22 protein-coding genes are annotated in these 23,805 nt (G+C 46.6%); 11 read left to right on the top strand and 11 right to left on the bottom strand.

From position 1 onward, the window contains the following. Positions 1-364 precede the first annotated feature (364 nt). From mltG to GQS64_RS05575, 6 genes are all read right to left on the bottom strand, one after another. The gene (mltG, locus tag GQS64_RS05600) at positions 365-1,597 is read right to left on the bottom strand and encodes an endolytic transglycosylase MltG (protein ID WP_418656717.1); all 1,233 of its coding nucleotides are present in this window, start codon (positions 1,595-1,597) and stop codon (positions 365-367) included. Positions 1,598-1,948: 351 nt separating this feature from the next. Continuing rightward, the gene (gene fabF, locus GQS64_RS05595) at positions 1,949-3,211 is read right to left on the bottom strand and encodes a beta-ketoacyl-ACP synthase II (protein ID WP_077991721.1); all 1,263 of its coding nucleotides are present in this window, start codon (positions 3,209-3,211) and stop codon (positions 1,949-1,951) included. Between the two features lie 119 nt (positions 3,212-3,330). Further along, on the bottom strand, positions 3,331-3,567 hold the full coding sequence (locus GQS64_RS05590; RefSeq protein ID WP_077991719.1) for an acyl carrier protein: 237 nt from the start codon (positions 3,565-3,567) through the stop codon (positions 3,331-3,333). A 346-nt stretch (positions 3,568-3,913) separates the two neighbouring features. Beyond that, a complete protein-coding gene (fabG, locus tag GQS64_RS05585) occupies positions 3,914-4,651 on the bottom strand; it encodes a 3-oxoacyl-[acyl-carrier-protein] reductase (protein ID WP_198230938.1) in 738 nt (245 codons plus the stop codon). Positions 4,652-4,666: 15 nt separating this feature from the next. After that, a complete protein-coding gene (fabD, locus tag GQS64_RS05580) occupies positions 4,667-5,611 on the bottom strand; it encodes an ACP S-malonyltransferase (protein WP_198230937.1) in 945 nt (314 codons plus the stop codon). A gap of 83 nt (positions 5,612-5,694) precedes the next feature. Beyond that, positions 5,695-6,279: an undecaprenyl-diphosphatase gene (locus tag GQS64_RS05575; protein WP_198230936.1), complete on the bottom strand. Its 585-nt coding sequence runs from the start codon at positions 6,277-6,279 to the stop codon at positions 5,695-5,697. Between the two features lie 337 nt (positions 6,280-6,616). Between GQS64_RS05575 and rpsF the strand changes: the two genes are divergently transcribed. From rpsF to GQS64_RS05525, 10 genes are all read left to right on the top strand, one after another. After that, on the top strand, positions 6,617-7,027 hold the full coding sequence (rpsF, locus tag GQS64_RS05570; protein WP_077991711.1) for a 30S ribosomal protein S6: 411 nt from the start codon (positions 6,617-6,619) through the stop codon (positions 7,025-7,027). After that, positions 7,027-7,275, top strand: coding sequence for a 30S ribosomal protein S18 (gene rpsR, locus GQS64_RS05565; protein WP_075870048.1), 249 nt, complete (start codon positions 7,027-7,029; stop codon positions 7,273-7,275). The genes rpsF and rpsR overlap by 1 nt, the downstream gene beginning before the upstream one ends. 117 nt (positions 7,276-7,392) lie before the next feature. Beyond that, positions 7,393-8,373: a hypothetical protein gene (locus tag GQS64_RS05560; protein ID WP_077991709.1), complete on the top strand. Its 981-nt coding sequence runs from the start codon at positions 7,393-7,395 to the stop codon at positions 8,371-8,373. A gap of 22 nt (positions 8,374-8,395) precedes the next feature. Beyond that, on the top strand, positions 8,396-9,004 hold the full coding sequence (gene rplI, locus GQS64_RS05555; protein ID WP_077991708.1) for a 50S ribosomal protein L9: 609 nt from the start codon (positions 8,396-8,398) through the stop codon (positions 9,002-9,004). A gap of 243 nt (positions 9,005-9,247) precedes the next feature. Further along, positions 9,248-10,513 carry an SAM-dependent methyltransferase gene (locus tag GQS64_RS05550; protein WP_198230935.1) on the top strand — a complete coding sequence of 422 codons (1,266 nt, stop codon included), beginning with the start codon at positions 9,248-9,250 and terminating at the stop codon, positions 10,511-10,513. 487 nt (positions 10,514-11,000) lie between these two features. Further along, entirely contained in the window at positions 11,001-12,503 is a 1,503-nt protein-coding gene (locus tag GQS64_RS05545; protein WP_077991705.1) for a replicative DNA helicase, read from the top strand. Positions 12,504-12,508: 5 nt separating this feature from the next. Beyond that, positions 12,509-13,909, top strand: a complete 1,401-nt coding sequence (radA, locus tag GQS64_RS05540) for a DNA repair protein RadA (RefSeq protein ID WP_198230934.1) — start codon at positions 12,509-12,511, stop codon at positions 13,907-13,909. Positions 13,910-14,048: 139 nt separating this feature from the next. After that, positions 14,049-14,627 (top strand): CvpA family protein, encoded by a 579-nt coding sequence (locus GQS64_RS05535; protein WP_198230933.1) that lies wholly within the window; start codon positions 14,049-14,051, stop codon positions 14,625-14,627. 91 nt (positions 14,628-14,718) lie between these two features. Beyond that, the gene (purF, locus tag GQS64_RS05530) at positions 14,719-16,206 is read left to right on the top strand and encodes an amidophosphoribosyltransferase (RefSeq protein WP_369805227.1); all 1,488 of its coding nucleotides are present in this window, start codon (positions 14,719-14,721) and stop codon (positions 16,204-16,206) included. A 2-nt stretch (positions 16,207-16,208) separates the two neighbouring features. Next, a complete protein-coding gene (locus GQS64_RS05525) occupies positions 16,209-16,961 on the top strand; it encodes an SDR family NAD(P)-dependent oxidoreductase (RefSeq protein ID WP_198230932.1) in 753 nt (250 codons plus the stop codon). A 462-nt stretch (positions 16,962-17,423) separates the two neighbouring features. Here GQS64_RS05525 and pssA read toward each other — a convergent pair whose 3' ends face one another. The 4 genes from pssA to GQS64_RS05505 form a co-directional block, all read right to left on the bottom strand. Continuing rightward, a complete protein-coding gene (pssA, locus tag GQS64_RS05520) occupies positions 17,424-18,284 on the bottom strand; it encodes a CDP-diacylglycerol--serine O-phosphatidyltransferase (protein ID WP_077991697.1) in 861 nt (286 codons plus the stop codon). A gap of 6 nt (positions 18,285-18,290) precedes the next feature. Continuing rightward, the gene (locus GQS64_RS05515; protein ID WP_077991696.1) at positions 18,291-18,989 is read right to left on the bottom strand and encodes a phosphatidylserine decarboxylase; all 699 of its coding nucleotides are present in this window, start codon (positions 18,987-18,989) and stop codon (positions 18,291-18,293) included. A 120-nt stretch (positions 18,990-19,109) separates the two neighbouring features. Further along, complete coding sequence (locus GQS64_RS05510; protein ID WP_198230931.1) at positions 19,110-20,990, bottom strand: ABCB family ABC transporter ATP-binding protein/permease; 1,881 nt, start codon at positions 20,988-20,990, stop codon at positions 19,110-19,112. Further along, positions 20,987-21,994, bottom strand: a complete 1,008-nt coding sequence (locus GQS64_RS05505) for an Ig-like domain-containing protein (protein WP_198230930.1) — start codon at positions 21,992-21,994, stop codon at positions 20,987-20,989. Before GQS64_RS05505 ends, GQS64_RS05510 begins: the two co-directional genes overlap by 4 nt. A gap of 153 nt (positions 21,995-22,147) precedes the next feature. On the opposite strand from GQS64_RS05505, the gene GQS64_RS05500 reads away from it, so the two are divergent. Further along, positions 22,148-22,723, top strand: coding sequence for a TIGR00730 family Rossman fold protein (locus GQS64_RS05500; protein ID WP_198230929.1), 576 nt, complete (start codon positions 22,148-22,150; stop codon positions 22,721-22,723). A 107-nt stretch (positions 22,724-22,830) separates the two neighbouring features. Here GQS64_RS05500 and rarD read toward each other — a convergent pair whose 3' ends face one another. Continuing rightward, on the bottom strand, positions 22,831-23,781 hold the full coding sequence (rarD, locus tag GQS64_RS05495) for an EamA family transporter RarD (RefSeq protein WP_369805226.1): 951 nt from the start codon (positions 23,779-23,781) through the stop codon (positions 22,831-22,833). Positions 23,782-23,805: the final 24 nt, after the last annotated feature.

Raw genomic sequence — 23,805 nt, 5'->3', positions numbered from 1 at the left:
GATTCTCTATTGGTTCAGCGTCCATAATTTTTCAAAACAGCGTGAGACGAACTAATCATTCCCACTTTTATATTATCAGTTAAATCGAGGCAATCGAATTGCATGCAAGAAAAAGGGTCATTTGAATAGTTCATCCGACAATCATGAACCTACTTTATTTGAGAAAAATGTTTAAAACGCCGTGCTATTTAAAAAGCCGGATTTGATAACGTCTTTCAACTTGAATGCTCGTAAAATGCCGGTAACGAATAATTCGACATCATAGATGCTCTTTATTCGGCAAATCGCAATGTCGACGCAATCCGGTGCGGGTGACCGCCTGATCGACCGGAGTTTAATAGATTATTTTTCTTGCCGGATTAAGTTACTCGTCTTTTTGCAAAGCACGCCATTTGCGCACATTTGCATTATGCTCATCCAATGTTTTTGAAAAAACATGTCCGCCCGTACCATCAGCAACAAAATAAAGTGCATCCGTTTTAGGTGGATTGGCTACGGCTTCTAACGCGTCTTTTCCTGGGTTTGCAATCGGTGTAGGCGGAAGTCCGTTTATTTTATAAGTGTTATAGGGAGTTTCTTTATCAAGATCGGATTGATAGATCGGCCGGTCGGATGGTTTACCCTTCCCCCCGAACAAACCATAAATGACCGTCGGGTCGGATTGCAGCCGCATATTTTTTTCAAGCCGGTTATAAAAAACCGCTGCCACCTGAGGTCTTTCGGACGGGATGCCGGTTTCTTTTTCGACGATTGAAGCAAGTGTCACAAAATCATTGATATTTTTTATAGGCAAATCGGCTCTGCGCTTTGCCCAGATGTCGGCAACCAGTTTCTGCTGGCCTTCCCGTAATCGTTTCACAATCTGTTCACGCGTCGTCCCGCGGGTAAAGTTAACGGTATTTGCCATAAGGCTTCCCTCAGGCGGCAAAACTTTCGGTAAATCGCCGACCAGAATATCATTGGCGGCAAGACGGTCGAAAACTTGCGCCACAGTCAGCCCTTCCGGCACGGTAAACGAATGTTCTATCGATTTTCCATTCACCAGAATGTCCATAATATCTTTCATGGAAGCATGTGCCGGTATGGCATATTCGCCGGCTTTTAAAAGCCGCGCTTTATCCTGATAGCCGACGCCGTAAACAAAAATATCTGCCGACCTTATCAAGCCCTGTTTTTCAAGTATGGAAGCAATTTCCCTGATTCCGGAACCCTGACTGATGAGAACCACTTGTTCGGATTCCTGCGGTCCTGCTGCAAGAAACATGTTTTTTCCGACATATATCGGTATCGTGACTGCCAGAATCACCACCAGAACCAGCATCAGGAAGAAATTTCCGAGTATTATAAACGGATTTCGCGCAACTTTGGACCGGCTCGGCTTGGCTTTTATTTTTGCGCCACCATTTTTTTCCGAAGTCGTACCTTTCTCGTTCGGAATGTTGCCGGAATTGTCATTTCCGGACGGCGTGGGGTCCACCCCTTCGTTTTGATGTTGATCGCTACCGCCAATTTGCAAGCGCGATGAATGCGCTTCCTTAGGCTCTTCCGTCGGCTTTTGCGATAAATCCGCTTCCTCAGGTTCTTCTTCAGGCTCTATCGAAGATTGCTGTAAAGTCGGCAGACTGTTTTGATCTTTTTCGACCTCTCCCTCGGCAACTGGTGCGCTAGCTTGTCCGGAAGGCTGCGTAGCCGGTTCCGCTTGCGAAGGAGTTTGTTTTAATGACGATGCACCGGATTCCGAGGCGAATTGATCCTGTTCCGGTTGTTGCGATTCTTTTTCTGATAAGGATGACCGGGGAAAATTATGGTCGGATGTCATCTTCTTTTCTTCATCAGACATAAGCACACATCCTGTTTGCTACAAATTTCCCGTCATCACCGGTTATCTCAAGATTGCGGCAAAATTTCAAGAATGTAGCGAAAAAGCGAAATATTCCGGAATTTTCATCTATTTTGAAAAACGGCGCATAATCAACGATGCATTGGTTCCGCCAAATCCGAACGAGTTCGATAAAATAGTGTCGATCTTGCGTTCACGCGGTTTATGGGGAACGAGATCTATCTTCGTTTCGACAGACGGATGATCGAGATTGATTGTTGCGGGTGCAATATTGTCGCGGATGGCCAACACACTGAATATAGCTTCGGCAGCACCGGCAGCCCCCAACAGATGGCCTATTGATGATTTTGTAGAAGACATCGAGACTTTCGAAGCATGTGCGCCCATGACACGTTCAACGGCTGCCAGTTCGATTGTATCGGCCATAGTCGATGTTCCGTGTGCATTGATATAATCAATTTCCGAAGGATCGATTCCGGCGCGCTTGATAGCCGCACGCATGCACCGCTCTGCTCCATCACCACTTTCGGAAGGAGCTGTTATATGATAGGCGTCGCCGGACAAACCGTAGCCGATCACTTCTGCATAAATTTTGGCGCCGCGCTTTTTAGCGTGTTCCAATTCCTCAAGCACAACAACGGCAGAGCCTTCCCCCATAACAAACCCGTCACGGTCTTTATCGTAAGGACGTGAAGCATGTTCGGGGTCATTGTTACGACCGGTTGACAGCGCTTTACAAGCAGCAAATCCGGCCAGAGAAATGCGGTTCACCGGTGATTCAGTGCCGCCGGCAAGCATAACATCAGCATCATCAAGTGCAATCAGTCTTGATGCGTCACCAATCGCGTGCGAGCCTGTCGAGCATGCAGTAACAACAGCGTGGTTAGGGCCGCGCAAGTGGTGTTTGATCGAAACATAACCCGATGCGAGATTGATAAGTCGTCCGGGAATGAAAAATGGTGAAATACGCCTTGGACCTTTGTCCCGCAAAGTATATCCGGCTTCGACTATTCCTTCGACACCGCCAATACCCGAACCAATCATAACTCCGGTACGAATCTGGTCTTCGTCATTCGACGGGTGCCAGCCGGCATCATCTAGTGCTTCGTCCGCCGCTCCCATTGCGTAAAGAATAAACGGATCAACCTTGCGCTGTTCCTTCGGCTCCATATGAAGATCGGCATTGAACGTTCCATCAGTACCGTCACCGAGTGGTATACGGCCGGCAATCTGGCACGGAAGATCATCGACCTCGAACTCGGTTACACGGCGAACGCCGCTTTTACCTTCAAGAAGCCGTTTCCAGCTATGTTCCACGTCGCCGGCCAGTGGAGAAACCAGCCCCAAACCGGTAATGACGACACGTCTCATACTTTCAAATCCCAATCTTAAAAATTAAACCGGATTACTCGTTTATTGGCGAGCAAATATTGGCGAGCAAAAAAGAACAGGAGACAAAAACCGACAAAGGTTTTTGCCTCCTTAAGCAATCAGGCCGAAGCCTTGTCGATAAATTTGACGGCATCGCCAACGGTCAAAATCGTTTCGGCTGCGTCGTCAGGAATTTCTACGTTGAATTCTTCCTCAAAAGCCATGACCAATTCTACGGTGTCAAGACTATCGGCACCAAGATCGTCAATGAAACTTGCGTTTTCGGTTACTTTATCTGCATCAACACCAAGATGTTCGATGACGATTTTCTTGACGCGTTCTGCTGTATCACTCATGTCGGATCCTCGACTTTTGTTGTTTCCCTGCCTTGGTTAGCGGCACGGGCTCATCTAATCAAGCAATAGATGCATTTAACCCTATCATTTTTAGGTTTTCAAATACATCCTGTGGATATCCCCTCAAGGGATCAACCGGCTTTACCCGCCGGCCTTAAAGGCGCCAGTTACCATACTCGGCGCCAAGGCGCAAAGATATTTTAGCAAATTTTGCGTCTTTCTCTTCATTTTGTGCCAGAATTATGTCTTTTTGCTCAAGCAAAAACTATAAAAACACAGCATCCGGCACAAAATATTGCACTTTTAAAATTGGTGAATACTCATTCGAGTCTTTCACAATCAATCGTCAAATCATCGCCATTCCGCCATTGACGTGCAATGTCTGGCCGGTGACAAAGGAAGCCTCGTCACTTGCAAGATAGATCGCGGCAGCCGCCACATCGTCGCTTGTTCCTATTTTCTTCATAGGAATAGCCGAAATAATTGTTTCCTTTTGCTTGTCGTTAAGTTTGTTGGTCATTGCCGACTCAATAAACCCCGGAGCAATACAATTGACTGTCACATTGCGGCTTGCAATTTCCTGAGCGAGAGATTTCGAGAAACCGATAACTCCGGCTTTGGTTGCACAATAATTGGTTTGACCGGGATTACCGGTAACACCGACAATAGACGAAATATTGATAATGCGCCCATAGCGGCGGCGCATCATCGGGTGGGTCAATGCACGTGTCAAAAGAAATACCGCTGTCAGATTGACGGCCAACACATCATCCCAGTCACGGTCGCTCATACGCACGAAAAGTCCGTCACGTGTTATGCCGGCATTATTGACCAGAATATCGATGCCATCCATTTCGCTTTCGGCTTTTTCTGCCAATTTTGCAATTTCTTCACGATCGGAAAGATTGGCAGGAAAAACGAAACAATTATCACCCAGCTCTTCGGCAAGAGCTTTCAGCTTTTCCTCGCGTGTGCCATGAAGTCCGACAATAGCGCCCCGTTCATGCAACCGACGTGCAATCGCTTCGCCGATACCACCGCTCGCTCCGGTTACAAGTGCCTTACGCCCTTTAAATTCAAACATCGCCAAATTCCTTAATCATACACCAAGCGCTTTCAGCGCATTGTCAATCTCTTCGGCTGTCCCTACGGTCATGCCGTGCAAATTCCGGTCGATTCGTCTTGCAAGTCCGGTTAAAACTTTGCCGCTACCGACTTCAAAAAGTGTATCGACCTGATGAGCTGCCAACCATTCCACTGTTTCGCGCCATCTCACGCGGCCTGTGACCTGACGAACGAGCAATTCTATGATTTTTTCCGGATTTGTTTCCGGCTCGACAGAAACATTGGGAATAACCGGCACACTTGGTGCAAGTTTATTCACGTCGAGAAGAGCATCATGCATGGCTTCAGCAGCAGGCTGCATCAAACTGGAATGGAACGGTGCCGAAACAGAAAGTAAAATTGCCCGCTTTGCACCCTTTTCTGTTGCAAGTTTGACTGCTTCGTTAACAGCTTTTGTCGCGCCCGAAATAACAAGTTGCCCGCCGCCATTATCATTGGCAATTTCGCAAACGCCTTCCCCCAGAACCGAACTGCAAATCTCTGCAACAACGTTTTCTTCAAGGCCGATAATTGCTGCCATGGCCCCCTCGCCTACTGCAACCGCTTCCTGCATGGCATTTCCACGAATTCTCAAAAGGCGCGCAGTATCGGCAAGGCTGAACGTTCCGGCAGCACATAATGCCGAATATTCGCCAAGAGAATGCCCTGCTACGAATGAAACCTTGTTCTTGAGATCAAGGCCATTTTTTTCGAGCACTCTGATGACAGCCATAGAAACTGCCATCAAAGCCGGTTGTGCATTAGCGGTCAATGTCAAAACATCTTCCGGCCCTTCAAACATAACCGAGGAAAGTTTTTCACCCAAAGCATCATCGACTTCTTCAAATACTGCACGCGCTTCGGAAAATTGTTCCGACAGGGCTTTGCCCATACCAACTGTCTGACTTCCCTGACCGGGAAAGGTAAATGCACAAACCATTAGAGTGTACTCCCTGGCTTAAAAACAAAGATTATCAGGTCTTGGCCTATAAAAGCGCTAAAAGTCAAGCCGGACTTAACGGATCAGGCCTGTAAATCTGTTCCTCTTCCTTTTGGTGAATATGGCAATTCATAAATAAATTTGGGAACAAACGGCATAAGAAATCGCGCTACTATCACAGAAATTACAAGCCCCAGAACGATACCGCCGAAAATATCGGAAGGATAATGGACGCCTGTAAAGACACGCCCCCAACAAGTCAGCAAACCGAGGACAAGACCAATTCTGGCCACCTGTTTATAACGATACCAATATAATGAAAAAACATAGATTGTGAAAATCAAGGCATGATTACTCGGAAAGGAAGCATTTTCCTTGTGTTCGATAAGAGCTTTGACGATTCCTGCCACAAAGGGACGCGGTCGATAGCAAAGTTGTCCGATAATAAAACTGAGGAGAAGCGCCACCGCCACTGAAATCACGATAGAAAGGGCTGCTTGCCTTTCCCCTCGCCCGCCAAGAAACCATAATATAATCAGGTGGAATGGAATGAAATAGATAAGGAATTTCGCACAAACAATGCCCAAATAAGCAATGAGTGTCGGGGTTTGCGGTGTTGCGGCGAAAAAATTGAAAATGAAAATATCGATATTTTCCAGAAAAGCCATTTTGCCTGAACTCCGAAAATTGGCTGTTTAAATTTCAATCACTCATATATCGACAATACCATTCTTCCAACCCGAAAACGGTTTTTGTTGTCTTCCTGCTTGCTATTTTTCCAAATACACTGTAAAGACCGCGCGTTCATTGTCGGCATTTGGCCGGGGGTTGAACGGAGGGTCGCCTAACAAGCGACAGGAAACGTTAATGTTTCAAGCCTCCCGTGTCTCCGCTCTCGAATGTCTCGAAACACGCGTCCTTTCTTCTTCGGCTTTAGCCGGAAAGGCAAGTCGCAGAGGCTCTGCGCCGGAAGTCGACAAAGATTAACAGAAGAAAGGCAAAACAATGGCTCTTTATGAACATGTGTTCCTTGCCCGACAGGATATTGCACCGCAACAGGTTGACCAGCTTGTAGAACTCTACAAGGGTGTTATCGAGGCCAATGGCGGCAAAGTCGGGCGTATTGAAAATTGGGGTTTGCGTACGCTGACCTATCGCATTCGCAAGAATCGCAAAGCCTATTACACTTTGATGAATATCGATGCTCCGGCTGCTGCCATTGCAGAAGTCGAACGGCAGATGCGCATCAATGAAGACATTCTCCGTTACATGACCGTTCGCGTTCACGAGCTTGAGGAAGGCCAATCCGCGATGCTTTCCCGTCGCGATCGTGATGAACGTTATGGCAAGGATGACGACCGTCCGCGCCGCTCGCGTCGTTCACGTGATGATGATAACAATGAAGGAGATGAATAATGGTTGATATTAGTCAGATCCCGACCCGTCGTCCTTTCCATCGTCGTCGCAAGACCTGCCCGTTTTCAGGTCCGAACGCACCGAAAATCGACTATAAGGATGTGAAACTTCTTCAGCGCTATATTTCCGAGCGCGGCAAGATCGTTCCTTCACGCATTACTGCAGTGAGCCAGAAGAAGCAGCGCGAATTGGCTAAAGCTATCAAGCGCGCCCGTTTCCTTGGCCTTCTGCCTTATGTCGTCAAGTAAGCAATTCCGGCAGCCGGTTTGACCGGCTGCTTCCCCTGCTTTCGGTGCAGGTTTAAATAAAACCGGAGTTGGAGCAATCATCTTGGCCCCTAACTGCAAAGGCAGGACAGCGAATCAATGTTGCAAAAAAAATCCTATACATTTCCGGCGGGTATTTTGGGCGGGCTGTTTGCTGCCGTCCTTGCAACAGCTATTATGAGCTTTTTTCTGGTCTTTCCGCCACTTGCATTGTTACTCGGCTGCTTTATGTCGCTACCGATTTTCATAGTGGCCTTTGGTTGGGGCACGGCTGCCAGCGTCATTTCTCTTGTTACAGCAACAGTCGTTCTGATATTTGCACAAAATTTCTATATCGGGCTTGGCTTTACATTGCTGTTTTTCCTTCCCGCCGTCTATGCATCCTGGCTGTTAGGGCTTGCCGAAATGGACGAGGATGGACATGCCATCAAATGGTATCCGCTTTCTTCTGTCATCTTTTTGTTGACCGGCTTTATCTCGATTATTTGTGTTTTCATCGGCACAATACTCTACAACAACCCGACCACGCCGATCATTGCCGGTGAAATTGCCAGTTTTATCGCAAACTCCTTGCGTGAGACCAATTCGGCAAGCGAAGCCGACATCGTCACCTTCCACGACTTTCTGGTAACCAATATCGTTCCGTTATTATCGAGTAGTCTGTCCACTTACGGCGTGCTCTTTCTCACCGGAAATCTGTATTTTGCGCTTGTCGGTGCGCAACGCATGAAACGACTCGCCCGCCCGCGCGATGACTGGCCGAAAAAATTCCGTCTGCCATTGCCCGCACTTATCATTTTTATTGTCGCCTTCGGGGCCACATTTTTCCAACTGGGGACATTTCTTAATCTATGCGCGTCGGTCTTCAACACGACTTTTACATTGGCAATTTCAATGACCGGACTTGCCTATCTACATAATCTGACGCGCGGCATTAATGGGCGGATTTTTATATTGGGATTCGTCTATGTTTCGCTTTTCACGTTCATATTCACTGTTCCGGTATCCCTCATTCTTCTTTTGATGGGGATATGGACAACCATTCAAGACAGCCGTCAACACGGCAAAATCAAACAATAAATTCAGCTGAAAGGAATTTAAAATGGATGTTATACTTCTCGAACGCATTGCCCGCCTCGGCCAAATGGGTGATACCGTCTCTGTGAAAGACGGCTTCGCACGCAATTTTCTTTTTCCCCAAGGAAAAGCCTTGCGCGCCAATGAAGCAAACAAAAAGAAATTCGAGAACGAAAGAGCCCAATTGGAAGCCCGCAATCTCGAACGCAAGAGCGAGGCCCAGCAAGTTGCCGACAAACTCGATGGCAAGACATTTGTCGTCATTCGCTCTGCCGGTGAAACCGGACAACTCTACGGTTCCGTTTCGACCCGCGACATTGCCGATATTATTACGGCTGAAGGCTTCACAATTATTCGCACGCAGGTAGAACTTAATCACCCAATCAAAACAATCGGCCTGCATAATGTCGCTGTCAATCTTCACCCTGAAGTCCAGGTCAATGTCACCATCAATATTGCCCGTTCTGCTGAAGAAGCCGAACGTCAGGCTGCCGGTGAAGATCTGACTTCGATTGAAGCTATCTACGGCATCGAGGAACAACCGCTCTCGGAAGAAATTTTCGACGAGGAAGGTGCCGAACACGAAGCCGAAAAGAAGGCCGAAGAAAAGACGGAAGAAACCAAAGCCGAATAAGCTTTGAGTTGCCGTTTACGATAACATTGTGTTGAGTGCGACACACCGTCCTAGTGTTTTGGTACAGTTGTTTCTTGACATGTCAAAAAAAAATGAACACACCCGACCCGATGGTCGGGTGTTTTTTTTAAAAATCAGCATTATAAACAGCGCATCGCTTGAAATAGATTTTTAATAGCAATTTAAACGCTTGTTTATGCATAAAAGCGGCCAATTTATTAAATGGAAGATGGGACTCGATAGATGTTTGCTTTATTGAAGACGGCTGCCAGCCACATTATTACTAAAGGTAATTTGACAATTACCGATTCACGTGGGGTCACACACCAGTTCGGCGACCAGACGGGCAAGCCAATTCAAATACGCTTTACATCGGCAAAATGGGAACGTGAAGTTGCCCTCGACCCTGCTTTGAAACTGGGCGAAGCCTATATGGAAGGCGGGTTTATATTTGTTAAAGGCGATATTTACACGCTGCTCGAAACAATTTTTGAAAGCACAGGCCCAATTGCTGAAAATCAACTATGGATGAAAGCATTTTCGTTCATTCGCACTGCTACAAAACGATTCGCGCAGATGAACACATTGCGCCGCTCGGCAAAAAACGTTGAGCATCATTACGATTTATCAGGCAAACTCTATGAATTGTTTCTTGATCCCGATCGCCAGTATTCATGTGGTTATTTTGAAAATCCGCATGTCAGCCTTGCCGAGGCGCAATTAGCCAAGAAGCGCCATCTGGCAGCCAAGTTGCAAGTCAAACAGGGTGAAAAACTTCTTGATATCGGCTGTGGCTGGGGTGGACTGGGTCTCTATTTTGCACGTGTTCTCGGTGCAAATGTTACAGGTGTTACGCTTTCCCATGAACAGCATGGCATTGCCAACCAGCGTGCCAAAGATATGGGACTTTCGGATAAAGCCAAATTTTTGCTTCTTGACTATCGCAAGCTTGATGACAGCTTTGACAAAATTGTTTCAGTGGGAATGTTCGAGCATGTCGGCATCGGCCATTACAAAGAATATTTCGACCATGTCAAAAGATTGATGAAACCCGACGGGCGCTTTGTCCTTCATTCTATCGGCCGTTCAGGCGAACCGGGTGCTACCAATCCATGGATTGCCAAATATATTTTTCCGGGTGGTTATATTCCCTCATTGTCGGAAGTCATTCCGGTTATTGAAAAAAGCGGACTTATCATTACCGACATAGAAATATTGCGTCTGCATTATGCCGAAACATTGAAAGCTTGGAGGGAAGCTTTCCTTGCTCATTGGGATGAAGCCAAAGCATTATACGACGAACGTTTCTGTCGCATGTGGGAATTCTATCTTGCCGCATCGGAAAGTGCTTTCCGCTGGCAAGGCATGATGGTTTTCCAGATCCAGCTAGCCCACAAGCAGGATGCAGTTCCTTTAACGCGCGATTATATTACCGAGGAAGAAGCGCGTCTTGAAAAAATTGACGCCGATCCGAATTTGAAAGTGGCAAAAAACAAAAAAAGCAACTGAGGCAATAGAAAAATAGGACAACGTTAAAGCGCCGGTTTCGCTGAAAATGCCCTGTAAAAATCCGGTCTCTTGAAATGAAATTCCGTGAATCAACTAAAACGACAAGTTCGTGGAAATGCGGATGTTTCAACATTCAAAGTGATTGTCATTCCGGTTGTCGAAACAATTTCTTTTTGAAGAAAAATGCCATATATGGCCGGATGTGTGGCATTTTTAAAAAATACAAAATTTGTATTTTCTCTTCCGGAATGTGAATCCATTTCCGGCAGACGGGATTTTAATATTTAAGACGGGATTTTAATATTTAAAACGCACGGAAATCCGGTTCATTTGCCATTTCTTTTTCCGGCTGGTAATAGATTGAGAAATCTGGCAATCGGGTAAAACCTTGTTAATGGAGAAAAAAAAGTGGCAGTCCCTCCCCACAATGGAGTACAGTAACAGGGTTTTCCAATTAAACAAAATTCAGGCGAGCAGCAATAGACTCATGTCAGAAGCAAAAGTTCTCAATATCGGGCAAACCAATGGTGATGAGACACTCCCGTTCAGGCAGATTCCGCATAATATCGAAGCTGAACAGGCTCTTCTTGGGGCAATTCTCATCAATAATGATGCACTTGACCGTGTGTCCGATTTTTTAAAGCCTGAACATTTTTTCGAGCCATTACATCAAACGATTTTTGCCGTTTTGAGCGAATTTATTAAAAACGGCAAGCATGCCGATCCCGTTACAATCAAACCGTTTATTCCGGCTAATGAAAAAATCGGCGACATGACGGTCTTTAGTTACGTTGTCCGCATGGCAACAGAAGCCGTCACCATTATCAATGCGGAAGATTATGGCCGCGCCATATACGATCTTTATACACGGCGCTCTTTGATTGATCTGGGAAATGAGATCGTCAATACCGCATATGATGCGCCGATTGACCTTACTCCTTCAAAACAAATCGAAAATGTCGAGCAAAAACTGTTCACACTGGCCGAAACCGGTAAATATGGCGGCGGCTTTGAAAGTTTCGATGATGCTGTAAAAAAAGCGATCGATATGGCGGGAGCAGCAAAAAAGCGCACTTCCCGACTGTCTGGCATTCCCACACAGCTCAAAAAACTCGACGAGCAAATGGGTGGTTTGCAACGTTCCGACCTTATCATCCTTGCCGGTCGTCCGGGCATGGGTAAAACGTCACTTGCCACCAATATCGCCTTCAACATTGCCAATGCCTTTATCAAAGCGAAAGAAAACAAACTTCCGGAAGAAGAAAATGAAGGCGGAATCGTCGGTTTTTTCTCGCTCGAAATGTCATCGGAACAATTGGCAACGCGTATTATTTCCGAACAGGCGGAAGTCTCTTCTTCCAAAATCCGCCGTGGCGATATTACCGAAGACCAGTTTGCAAAACTGCTTCATTCGATGACAAGATTGCAGAAAGCGCCACTTTATATCGACCAGACAGGTGGCATTTCCATTGCACAACTTTCAGCCCGCGCGCGGCGGCTTAAACGCCAGCATGGGCTTGATGTTCTGGTTATTGACTATGTGCAATTGATGACCGGCGTCTCGAAACGCGCGTCAGAAAACCGCGTGCAGGAAATTACCGAAATTACGACCGGTTTGAAGGCTCTTGCCAAAGAATTGAATATCCCGATCATTGCATTGTCGCAGCTTTCCCGTCAGGTTGAAGCGCGTGATGACAAACACCCGCAACTTTCCGATCTTCGTGAATCGGGATCTATCGAACAGGATGCCGATGTCGTGCTGTTTGTTTATCGTGACGAATATTATATCAGAAACAAAGAGCCGAAACTTGGTAGTGAAGAGCATTTAAAATGGCAAGCCGAGATGGATGAAGTCTTTGGCAAGGCCGAAGTGATTGTGGCGAAACAGCGTCATGGCCCGACAGGAACTGTAAGATTGGCATTTCAGTCCGAATATACGCGCTTTTCCGATCTTGCTGAAAGTGACAAGCTACCAGAGCAATTCGGCTGATCTCTATGGCAAAAACACGCACCCAGTTTGTCTGTCAAAATTGCGGCACGGTCTATTCCCGGTGGGCGGGAAAATGCGAGGCCTGTGGCGAATGGAACACCATTGTCGAAGAAGGAACGAGCGGTGGCATTGGCGGCGGGCCTGCCAAAAGCAGCCGTAAAGGGCGCGTCGTTGCCCTCACTTCGCTTTCCGGCTCTATTGAAGACGCACCGCGGATAAAATCGGGAATCGCCGAACTTGATCGTGTGACAGGTGGCGGTTTTGTGAGAGGCTCGGCACTTCTTGTAGGCGGTGATCCGGGAATTGGAAAATCGACACTTTTAACGCAAGCCGCAGCAGCGCTTGCCCGTCAAGGGTGTCATGTTATCTATGTTTCCGGTGAAGAAGCGGTGGCGCAGATACGCTTGCGTGCACAACGTTTGGGCGCTGCCAACACAACTGTGGAGCTTGCTGCCGAAACCAATGTCGAAGATATTCTTGCAACGCTCACAAATGCCAAAAAGCCTGATCTCGTCATCATCGATTCTATACAGACGCTTTGGTCCGAGGCGGTCGATTCTTCTCCGGGAACAGTAACGCAGGTGAGAACCGGTGCACAGGCAATGATACGCTTTGCAAAAAAAACGGGGGCAGCAGTTGTCCTTGTTGGTCATGTCACAAAAGACGGGCAAATAGCGGGTCCGCGCGTTGTCGAACATATGGTTGACGCGGTGCTTTATTTCGAGGGTGAAGGCGGACACCAGTACAGAATTTTAAGAACCGTGAAAAACCGCTTCGGCCCGACTGATGAAATCGGTGTTTTTGAAATGTCGGATCATGGCTTGCGGGAAGTCAATAATCCATCCGAACTATTTCTTGGAGAACGCAACAGCAATGCGCCCGGTGCGGCGGTTTTTGCGGGCATGGAGGGGACAAGGCCTATCCTTGTTGAAATACAGGCTCTGGTTGCGCCAACTTCCCTTGGTACGCCAAGACGCGCAGTTGTTGGATGGGACAGCAACCGGCTTTCCATGATTCTTGCAGTTCTTGAAGCCCATTGCGGTGTCCGTTTCGGGCAACATGATGTTTATCTCAATGTTGCTGGCGGTTACCGCATTTCCGAACCTGCCGCCGATCTTGCAGTTGCGGCAGCTCTTGTTTCTTCTCTTGCCGGAATAGCGCTACCTCAAAACTATGTCTTTTTCGGCGAAGTCAGTTTGTCGGGAGCAGTGCGTGCCGTTTCCCATTCCGGACAAAGATTGAAGGAAGCTGAAAAACTCGGATTTAAAGGCGCAATTTTGCCATCGGGTACGAGCGAGACCATCAAATCGCCGTCTTTCAGGCAGAGAAGCTTTGGCGACTTGCCCGAACTTGTTGCAGCAATTGCTTCCGGAAAAAGGCGTGCCTCGCCCCCGACACAGAATTGACTTTGTGGACAAAAAGCGGGCTTACCACTTTTAAATAAAGGGAAATATTGATATTGGTTTTCCAAACTGGCATTGAAGACGTAATTGACGACACTGTCATTATATTTTGCCGATCGAAGCGAACTTAAGGACAAGCCTGATGTTCATGACAGCCCTTGATGGCCTGGTTATTGCAGTAATCCTGTTTTCAGCCTTTCTGGCCATGGTACGCGGCTTTTCGCGTGAAGTTTTATCTTTGGCATCATGGGTCATTGCTGCCGTTGCGGCGGTGCTTCTTTATAAAAACCTCCTGCCCTTTGTGGAATCTTACCTTTCCAACAAAACAATCGCGCTTATTGCGAGTCTGGCAATCATTTTTGTCGTTGTTTTTATCATTGTTTCCATCATTACAATGAAAATTGCGGATATTATTATAGATAGCCGAATCGGTGCACTGGATCGCACCGTAGGATTTATTTTCGGCGTTGTTCGCGGGCTTTTCATTATGGTCATCGCCATGTTGCTCATTAACCAGCTTATCAAACCGGAAGATCAGGCACCTTGGCTGAAAGATGCTAAAACCAAGCCCATGCTTGATTCTTTGAGTAACCAGATTTGGGATTTATTACCGAAGGATCCGGACTGGATTTTCGACAAGGCTTCAACTGTGTTGAAAAAAGATGAACCGTCAAATACCGACAATAGCGTCGGAGAAAATCCGGCACAACCGGGTGATTGAATTAAAATGGGTGGCCTATATGCCGCCCATTTTTGCCTATATTACATGTTTTAATAGCTAATATTATTTAATTCTCTACGGGATGGTGAAAATGGCAAAAGAGGTCTTTTGTGAACCCGATTTTTCTTTCGATGACGATAGTTTGCATGAAGAATGCGGCGTTTTCGGAATTCTCGGACATAATGATGCGGCAACATTGACAGCTCTGGGCCTCCACGCCTTGCAACATCGTGGTCAGGAAGCTGCCGGTATCGTTTCTTATGATGGAACCGTATTTCATCAGGAAAAACATATGGGACTTGTCGGGGACCATTACACCAACCCGAAAACATTGGCGAACCTTCCCGGAGACCGCGCAATCGGCCATACACGCTATTCAACGACAGGTGAAACAGCATTGCGCAACGTCCAGCCGCTCTTTGCCGAACTTGAGGTGGGCGGCATTGCCATTGCCCATAATGGCAACCTTACCAATGGGCTCACAATCCGCCGTCAACTCATTGCATCGGGAGCTATCTGCCAGTCGACATCCGATTCGGAAGTGGTCCTTCACCTCATCGCCCGCTCGCGTCACGCAAAATCATCCGAACGTTTCGTCGACGCTATACGCCAGATCGAGGGTGGTTTTGCCATGATCGCCTTGACCCGCTCGAAGCTCATTGCCGCCCGTGATCCCGTTGGCATTCGACCGCTTGTTATGGGTGAACTCGATGGCAAGCCGATTTTCTGTTCGGAAACCTGTGCTCTCGATATTATCGGGGCAAAATATATTCGTGATGTCGAGAACGGCGAAGTGATTATTTGCCAGTTGCAAAAAAATGGCGAAATCACAATTAACACAATCAAACCGAAAGATCGTAAACCGGAAAAACTTTGCCTGTTTGAATATGTCTATTTTGCCCGTCCGGATTCAATTATTGGTGGACGCAGCGTTTATAATGCCCGCAAGAATATGGGCATTTATCTTGCCAAAGAAGCCCCGTGTGAGGGTGATGTGGTTGTTCCGGTTCCCGATGGCGGCACACCGGCTGCAATCGGTTATGCGCAACAAAGCGGCATTCCTTTCGAGCTTGGTATTATTCGTAACCACTATGTAGGCCGGACTTTTATTGAACCCACACAACAAATCCGCGCTTTCGGTGTAAAACTCAAACACTCGGCCAACCGCCCTGTTATTGAAGGAAAACGCGTTGTGCTGATTGATGACTCAATCGTACGCGGCACAACATCCATTAAAATTGTGCAAATGCTGCGCGAGGCGGGAGCTAAAGAAGTGCACATACGCGTCGCAAGCCCGATGATCTTTTATCCTGATTTTTACGGTATTGATACGCCGGAAGCTGCAAAACTCCTTGCCAACCAATATCCCGATCTTAAATCCATGTGTGAATTTATCGGCGCCGATTCATTACAATTTTTGTCGCTTGACGGGCTTTATATGGCGGTAGGCGGTGAAGTCAGAAACAATGCCGATCCGCAATTTACCGACCATTATTTTACCGGCGATTACCCGACCCGCCTTGTCGATCAGGAAAATGCCGATAATGTTCATAAGCTTTCTGTTTTGAATTGTGGATGATAATGGAAAAAAATCAATCATTCGACCTTAAAGGGCGTGTTGCTCTTGTAACCGGTGCTTCACGCGGTATCGGTTACCATCTCGCTTTGGAACTTGCAAAACGCGGTGCCCATATCATTGCCGTTGCGCGAACTGTTGGTGGCTTGGAAGAACTTGATGACCAAATCAGGAAGGCCGGTTCTTCTACAACATTGGTACCTCTTGATCTTCATGATATGGCAGCGATCGACCGGTTGGGAAACGAGATTAACGAACGTTGGCATAAACTTGATGTGCTGGTTGCCAATGCCGGTGTTTTGGGATCTATTTCACCGGTTGCACATGTCGAAGCCAAAACATTTGAAGACGTATTTGAAATCAATGTTATCAGCCAATGGCGCTTGATCCGCGCCGTAGAGCCGCTGTTGAGAAAGTCGGATTGCGCCCGTGCAATTCTATTTTCCTCCGGTGTCGTTCATAAACCACGGGCTTTTTGGGGGCCTTATGCCGCTTCCAAGGCTGCCTTCGAGGTGTTAGGGCGCTGTTGGGCCGATGAATTGAAAAACACATTCGTAAAGGTGAATATTGCAAGTCCGGGAGCCACACGTACCGCTATGCGTGCACAGGCTATGCCAGGCGAAGACCCGAACACATTGCCTTCAGCCGAAGAAATTGCAGCCAAAATTGTTCAACTGGCTTCCCCTGATCTGGAAGAGACCGGACAGTTTTTCGATGCCCGTAAAAATCGTTTTCTAACCTATCACGTTCCTGATTAGGAAAAACCGGATAAACGGCAGGAAAAGTCCGTACGATTTTTCAATAATTGTCTTTTACCGCTCTATCTGCGTTTGTGAATGACGCAGATTGCGCAATGCATTTTTCTCCGGCAGAAAGAACTTTACGAAAAAATGGGGGTTATCTTTATTACCCATGCACTTTATAACTCCCGCAATTGCGGCCGTTGAGACCGCGCACCATTGCCAGAACATTTTGTGACAATCGCCAAAATTCCGGCCGGTAACAATCCGGTCATATGAATTTTAACAGCCGGAAGATTCCGCGCAAGTTCCGAAAAATGTCTAAAAACGCCAATAAAGCTTTTCAAGACTGAAAGTCGGTTTTTCCAGATTTCGGATTTGTGAGCTTGTTCTATAGGAACACCAATTCAATCGGAACAGCAAGCCGCAAGAATTCACTATGCGAATACCCACCCAAAGACCGGAGTTCCAATCGGAGATTTAATCTTTGTCTTCCGATTCTTTTTCATCGGCTGCTGCAACGCCGTCTTTTATTTTTTGAGCTTCACGAACCGAACGTTTTTGATAGGCCATCAAGCTGAATGGCAAAAACACCATGTAACCGATTGCGGTAACAAGAAGCACCTGCCAGGTGTAAGTGGCAAGAAAACCGACATAGATCACGACAACCAGCATACCGGGTATGACCACGTCGCGACGCAATTGCTGACCGACTGTTTTCCCGTTCCAGACCGGCAGACGGCTGATAAGCAGAAAAGCGATAACAACTGTATAAAGGCTGAAAACCAAAGCCCAGCCCGCACCCGGTTCGAGGCCAAGACATCCGAGATAAATTGGCAGCAATACCAATAACGCACCCGCCGGTGCCGGAACACCTACAAAATATTCCCGCTGCCAGCGTGGAATGTGTTTGTTATCAATCATCACGTTGAAACGGGCAAGCCGCAAACAACAGGCAATACAGTAAACGAGCGCGGCTATCCAGCCAACCTGATGAGCCTGATTGAGAAGAAAAGAATAGACAATCAAAGCCGGAGCAACACCGAAGTTCACAACATCGGCCAAGGAATCCATTTGCGCACCGAATGAAGAACCACCGCCCATGAGGCGCGCCAACCGCCCGTCGACACCATCGAGGACAGCGGCAAGCAAAACCATTAAAATAGCCGTTTCAAAACGGTGTTCAAAAGCGAGCCTGATACTGCTCACGCCCGCACATATTGCCAGAATGGTAATGACATTGGGAAGGACAAAGCGTATCGAAATTGACCGACGCGGCTTCGCATCATCATTTTTGTGTCCCTCCGGATCGAACGAAGAAAAAGGCGAAGAACTCTCCATTAAAATCTAATCCAGTCTAAAGTCTGTTATGGTCGCGCTCTTATCAAACGAAGCGAAAACAGTTTCACCGGCGATAGCCTTCTGGCCGATCGCCACCCGCAATTTTACATGAGCAGGCAGATAAACATCAAGTCTTGAACCGAAGCGGATAAGGCCGAACCGTTTGCCTGCGACCACAGGTTCATTTTCCTTCGACCAGCATACTATGCGGCGGGCAACAAGACCAGCCACTTGTACGACACCGATTTCACCATGAGCTGTTTCAATGACGAGACTGTTTCTCTCATTATGGTCGCTTGCCTTGTCTAGCTCTGCATTGCCGAATTTTCCCGGCCGGTACACAATGGATTTTACCACACCATCCATCGGTATGCGATTGATATGACATGAAAATATATCCATGAACACCGAAACGCGCATCATTTCATTGTTGCCTAGACCAAGTTCCCTAGGCGGAACAAACAAACCGACAAATGAAATGCGACCGTCAGCTGGACTCATAACAAGGTTCATATCAATCGGCGTAACACGCTCCGGATCACGGAAAAAATAGATACACCAAATAGTGAGAACCAGCCCGAACCAGAAAAGTGGATCCCATATCCACCCCAGAACGAGCGACAAAATGAAAAAACCGACGATAAACGGGTACCCTTCCTTATGGATGGGTGCAAAACCGTTACGAACCGATCTTACAATGCTCATACGTGTATTCCCCATTTATCTTACACCGCACCTGCCCGTTCGACACGAAGCCGGTTCCTGTTTATCCAATCAACGTGAAAAAAGCGATAGTTTGTTTCATCTTCATCTGCAAGATAGTTGTCAATGATGGGAGATAATGCCCAACTCATCTTCCTCGCGAATTTTGCGCAATTGCTCTTCTGCCTTGGAAGCTTCAAGCTGTTTGTGCCACATTGAAGCATAAAGGCCATCTTTGGCGAGCAATTCTTCATGTTTGCCGCGTTCAATAATCCGCCCGCCTTTTAACACCAGAATTTCGTCGGCTCCGATAATTGTCGAAAGTCTGTGAGCCACCACCAAAGTTGTACGCCCACGACTTACAACATCAAGCGCGTGCTGGATTTCGAGTTCCGTAGCTGTATCAAGAGCCGAGGTTGCCTCATCAAGAATGAGGATAGGTGGAGCTTTCAAAATTGTGCGGGCAATCGCAACACGCTGTTTTTCACCACCTGAAAGCTTCAGCCCGCGTTCGCCGACCATTGACTGGTAACCATCTGGCAATTGCGCGATAAAATCGCCGATTTGCGCCATATCGGCCGCTTTTTTCACTTCCTCGTCAGAAGCGTCCGGACGGCCGTAACGGATATTATAGGCAATCGTATCATTAAAAAGCACTGTGTCTTGTGGTACCATGCCAATCGCTTGACGCAAACTTTTTTGCGTTACAGAACGTATATCCTGCCCGTCAATCGTAATCGAGCCTTTTTGAACGTCGTAAAAACGGAATAACAGCCTTGAAATCGTCGATTTTCCTGCCCCCGAAGGGCCGACTATGGCAACAGTTTTTCCCGCCGGTACAGAAAAATCTATATCTTTAAGAATTTGCCGGTTTGTATCGTAAGAAAATTCGACATGGTTGAAGCGGATTTCGCCTTCTTTAACAATAAGCGGTTTGGCATCGGGAGCGTCGGTAACTTCCTGTTTGACATCCAGAAGATCGAACATGGCTTCAATATCTGTCAAACCTTGGCGAACTTCCCGATAAATCGAACCGATGAAATTAAGCGGTATCGAAAGTTGCATGAGCAGCGCATTGATGAAAACAAAATCGCCGAGCGTGTGTGTGCCATGCATCACTTCATATGCCGACATCAGCATCATCACCGCCATACCTGCACCGAATATGACGGCCTGACCGAAATTGAGCCACCCCAGTGAAATCCACGTTTTGATAGCAGCCTTTTCATAACCGGCCATGGAGCTATCAAAACGTTTTGCCTCAAGGTCTTCATTGCCGAAATATTTCACCGTCTCGTAATTCAAAAGCGAATCGATTGCCCTTGTATTTGCTTCGGTATCGGATTCGTTCATCTCACGGCGAATTGAAATGCGCCAATTGCTAGCCTTGATTGTAAACCACGTATAAAGCCCGACAGTTACAGCAACGACGCTCATATAATGCCAGCCATAACTGATATAGACCACCAGCGCAGTGAGCGCGAATTCAAGTACGGTCGGTGCTGTATTCAATATGGAAAAGCGGACAATTGCTTCTATGCCTTTCGTGCCGCGTTCTATCACTCGTGATAGCCCGCCGGTTCGCCTTTCAAGATGAAATCTTAAAGACAATTCATGCATATGAACGAAAGTCTGATAGGCAAGTCTTCTGACAGCATGTTGGCCGACTGTGGCAAACAAAGCGTCGCGTAACTGGTTTAGTCCGGCCTGTAAAATTCGTGCCACATTATAGGCAAGAACCATCATGAAAGGTGCGGCAAAGATAGCCGGAAGCCAGGAAGGTGGTGTATAATCAACATTCAGAGCATTTGTGGCATATTTGAAAAAATACGGAACCGAGATCAGAACCAGTTTTGACAATACGAGATATAGGACTGCCCATAACACACGCAGCTTCAAGTCCGGCCGATCGGATGGCCACATATAAGGCCAAAGATTGAGGATCGTACGAAACGTATTTCCTGAATCGGCCGAAACAGTTTTTGCTCTATTAGGTTCTGTCATTTTTCTTTCAAATCGGTTTGGCTACTTGAAGCATCGGTTTTTTGCACGTCGGCTATTTCGGGCAAAACCAATTCCTGACCGGTTGTGATATAGTCACGATTTTTCAAAATATCGGAATTTGCCGAATATATCGCGTCGCTATAACGGCTTGAACCATATGCTTTTTCGGCAATAGACGATAAACTGTCACCTTTTTCAACAATAATGGTTCTCACAGGTTTTCCGTGACGGTAGACCTGATTAACGGGCCGGTAACGTTCGCCGATACGAAAAGGTGTAACGAGTGAGCCGACAATTTCACCTCCCTCATTGAAGAGGTCGACACGAAAAACATGGTCACCGGCAAATAGTGTCACAAAACGGGGAATAGAAAAATTTCCGGCTTCGTCGGTTTTGCCACTCCCTAGCCGCATATTCCCCAGCGTTGCAATAACCTGCATTTGTTTTCCGGCGTGCCCGCTAATTGTCAAAATACTATTTTTGTAGGTGATTCTTGTTATGTCGAAATTTTTATCGTTATTTTTTCCGAGTTCGATAATTGCGGGAGTATTGGAAATAAATCGCGAAGAACCGGCAGGGTCGTTCATAAAAGCCGTCAATCCGTCTGCACCTTTATGTGAAACAATAACCGTGACCGTTTCAACCGATGTGAATGATTTTCCCGATTTGTCTGTTGCCCTCAAAACAAAATGATATTGGCCTTTACCCAGATTTTTTTGCAATGTCAGCGTGAAAGTGCCTTTTTCATCCGCATTTGTTTCGCCAAGTTTTCGTGCGCCGTCTATAAGTTCGACCACCGAATTTGCGGGTGCTTTGCCAAGGATGACTGCGTAATTATCGTCATTCAACATGAAACTCTCGAAACTCGGACTTTCAAGCTGGTCTGATCGCATATCGTTTTTTTCTTCTTGCGCGGATGCAATGCCGACAAACAACATAAACGCCCCCATCAATGAGAGCGTCAAAGTTACGGCAATTTTTTTTATCGACAAAAAGAATGCCATCAACAATCCTGTTTCTCGAGCACTTGACCAATCGTTTTTCTGTCCTATTCCATTTGTAACCCAAACGGAATACCAAACTCGTCCGGACGATCTTTTTCCTGTGGTGTGCGTAACCACTTGACGGAATTTTTTTTAAACGGCAAAACACTGTTTATGACAAAAATCAATTCTATCTGCGTTTATTGTGGTTCTTCATCGGGCAACAATCCCGATTATGTCGACGCCGCAAGCAAACTTGGCAAACTTATGGCTCAAGCGGGCATTACACTGGTATATGGCGGTGGCACAACCGGCATTATGGGCACAATTGCACAATCAGTAAAAAGCAATGGTGGAAAAGTGGTCGGAATCATTCCGGATTTTCTCATCAGAAAAGAAGCCCGCAATAAAAATGATAACCTCTTTGACGAGTTCATTGTCACTGAAACAATGCATCAGCGCAAACAATTGATGTTCGATCGCTCGGATGCTTTTCTTGCTCTACCCGGTGGCATTGGAACACTGGAAGAAATTGTCGAGATCATGACGTGGGCGCAGCTTGGCCGACATATGAAGCCGATCGCTTTTGCCAATATAGATGGCTTTTATAACCCGATGATTGCTCTTCTCGACCATATGGCAAGACAAGGCTTCATCCATTCCGACCATAGATTGAAGCCTCTTGTTATTGACAATATCGAAAAAATTATCACTGCTCTTTCAAAAAATCAGGGTCTTAGCGTATTGTAAGTCATTGAAAGCTTTCGATATTCTTCCCGCAATGACAAGAATTTCACCTTTAACTTCCCGAAATCTGTCGCCTTGATATGTTTCGGGGTGATCTCTTGTTTTTCAGATTATTTTTTAAGTTCGATAATCGTTTCTTTTGTCTTTTTATGTTTGATCGCTGACAGACTGGATACAGTATAAATCGCCAGTCCCAGCCAGATTATTGAAAAGGCAACCAATTGCACTGACGAGAACGGTTCGTGAAAAACAAAAATGGCTATCAAAAAAAGAAATGTCGGGGTCATGTATTGCATCAAGCCCAGTGTGGTTAAATTCAGCGTCTTGGCTCCGACTGCAAACAGGATAAACGGAATTGCCGTAAAGGGGCCGGCCAATACGAGAAGCCCGACATCCTTCCATGAACCGTGGAAAAAATAATCCTCTCCCGTTGCAATAAAATAAAAGCAACCGATCAATGCGGGGATCGTCATAATCAATGTTTCAAGTGCAAAACCTTCTGTCGGTCCGATAGGTAGAGATTTTCTGAAAAAAGCATAAAAACCGAAAGTGAGCGGTAACAAAATCGCAATCCACGGTAGACCACCGGCGTTTATTGTCAAAATGGAAACCGCAATAAAGGCAAGCGCAATAGCAACCCACTGCCAACGACTGAGGTGTTCCCGCAAGAAAATAAGCGCCAGTATGACATTTACCAAAGGGTTTATGTAATAGCCCAGCGCAGCGTCAACGGCATGATTATTGCCAATTGCCCAAATGTAAATGCTCCAATTGGCAGTCATAAGCGCAGACGTCAGAAAAGCCATAGCCATCATTCCCGGCTTCTTCAATGCTTCCCAAAGGGCGCGCGTATGCCCGATGACAATGATAATGCCAAGCGCAATAGGTAGCGACCACAACACCCGATAAACAACGACTTCCATGACCGGAATATGGGCGACAGCTTTCATATAAAGCGGAAAAATACCCCAAATAGCATATGCGCCGAGTGCCGCCAAAAAGCCTGAAATATTGGCCGGAAAGACCTTATTATCATTTAAAACAAGCTTTTTCATAAACATTTGTCAAATAATCCCGCTTTTTAT

The sequence above is a fragment of the Bartonella sp. P0282 genome (assembly GCF_048452985.1).
Classification (GTDB): domain Bacteria; phylum Pseudomonadota; class Alphaproteobacteria; order Rhizobiales; family Rhizobiaceae; genus Bartonella; species Bartonella choladocola.
The sequence above is the reverse complement of the archived record's forward strand: the minus strand, read 5'-3'. Positions and strand labels throughout refer to the sequence as shown.

Excerpts from the sequence above, each read along its gene's own strand:
- fabF (WP_077991721.1), bottom strand. The coding sequence starts at position 3,211 with ATGAGACGTGTCGTCATTACCGGTTTGGGGCTGGTTTCTCCACTGGCC.
- GQS64_RS05525 (WP_198230932.1), top strand. The coding sequence starts at position 16,209 with ATGGAAAAAAATCAATCATTCGACCTTAAAGGGCGTGTTGCTCTTGTA.
- rpsR (WP_075870048.1), top strand. The coding sequence starts at position 7,027 with ATGGTTGATATTAGTCAGATCCCGACCCGTCGTCCTTTCCATCGTCGT.
- GQS64_RS05500 (WP_198230929.1), top strand. The coding sequence starts at position 22,148 with ATGACAAAAATCAATTCTATCTGCGTTTATTGTGGTTCTTCATCGGGC.
- GQS64_RS05575 (WP_198230936.1), bottom strand. The coding sequence starts at position 6,279 with ATGGCTTTTCTGGAAAATATCGATATTTTCATTTTCAATTTTTTCGCC.
- GQS64_RS05545 (WP_077991705.1), top strand. The coding sequence starts at position 11,001 with ATGTCAGAAGCAAAAGTTCTCAATATCGGGCAAACCAATGGTGATGAG.
- GQS64_RS05560 (WP_077991709.1), top strand. The coding sequence starts at position 7,393 with ATGTTGCAAAAAAAATCCTATACATTTCCGGCGGGTATTTTGGGCGGG.
- pssA (WP_077991697.1), bottom strand. The coding sequence starts at position 18,284 with ATGGAGAGTTCTTCGCCTTTTTCTTCGTTCGATCCGGAGGGACACAAA.
- rplI (WP_077991708.1), top strand. The coding sequence starts at position 8,396 with ATGGATGTTATACTTCTCGAACGCATTGCCCGCCTCGGCCAAATGGGT.
- GQS64_RS05505 (WP_198230930.1), bottom strand. The coding sequence starts at position 21,994 with ATGGCATTCTTTTTGTCGATAAAAAAAATTGCCGTAACTTTGACGCTC.
- fabD (WP_198230937.1), bottom strand. The coding sequence starts at position 5,611 with ATGGTTTGTGCATTTACCTTTCCCGGTCAGGGAAGTCAGACAGTTGGT.
- rarD (WP_369805226.1), bottom strand. The coding sequence starts at position 23,781 with ATGTTTATGAAAAAGCTTGTTTTAAATGATAATAAGGTCTTTCCGGCC.
- GQS64_RS05590 (WP_077991719.1), bottom strand. The coding sequence starts at position 3,567 with ATGAGTGATACAGCAGAACGCGTCAAGAAAATCGTCATCGAACATCTT.
- fabG (WP_198230938.1), bottom strand. The coding sequence starts at position 4,651 with ATGTTTGAATTTAAAGGGCGTAAGGCACTTGTAACCGGAGCGAGCGGT.
- GQS64_RS05515 (WP_077991696.1), bottom strand. The coding sequence starts at position 18,989 with ATGAGCATTGTAAGATCGGTTCGTAACGGTTTTGCACCCATCCATAAG.
- GQS64_RS05510 (WP_198230931.1), bottom strand. The coding sequence starts at position 20,990 with ATGACAGAACCTAATAGAGCAAAAACTGTTTCGGCCGATTCAGGAAAT.
- rpsF (WP_077991711.1), top strand. The coding sequence starts at position 6,617 with ATGGCTCTTTATGAACATGTGTTCCTTGCCCGACAGGATATTGCACCG.
- GQS64_RS05535 (WP_198230933.1), top strand. The coding sequence starts at position 14,049 with ATGTTCATGACAGCCCTTGATGGCCTGGTTATTGCAGTAATCCTGTTT.
- radA (WP_198230934.1), top strand. The coding sequence starts at position 12,509 with ATGGCAAAAACACGCACCCAGTTTGTCTGTCAAAATTGCGGCACGGTC.
- GQS64_RS05550 (WP_198230935.1), top strand. The coding sequence starts at position 9,248 with ATGTTTGCTTTATTGAAGACGGCTGCCAGCCACATTATTACTAAAGGT.
- purF (WP_369805227.1), top strand. The coding sequence starts at position 14,719 with ATGGCAAAAGAGGTCTTTTGTGAACCCGATTTTTCTTTCGATGACGAT.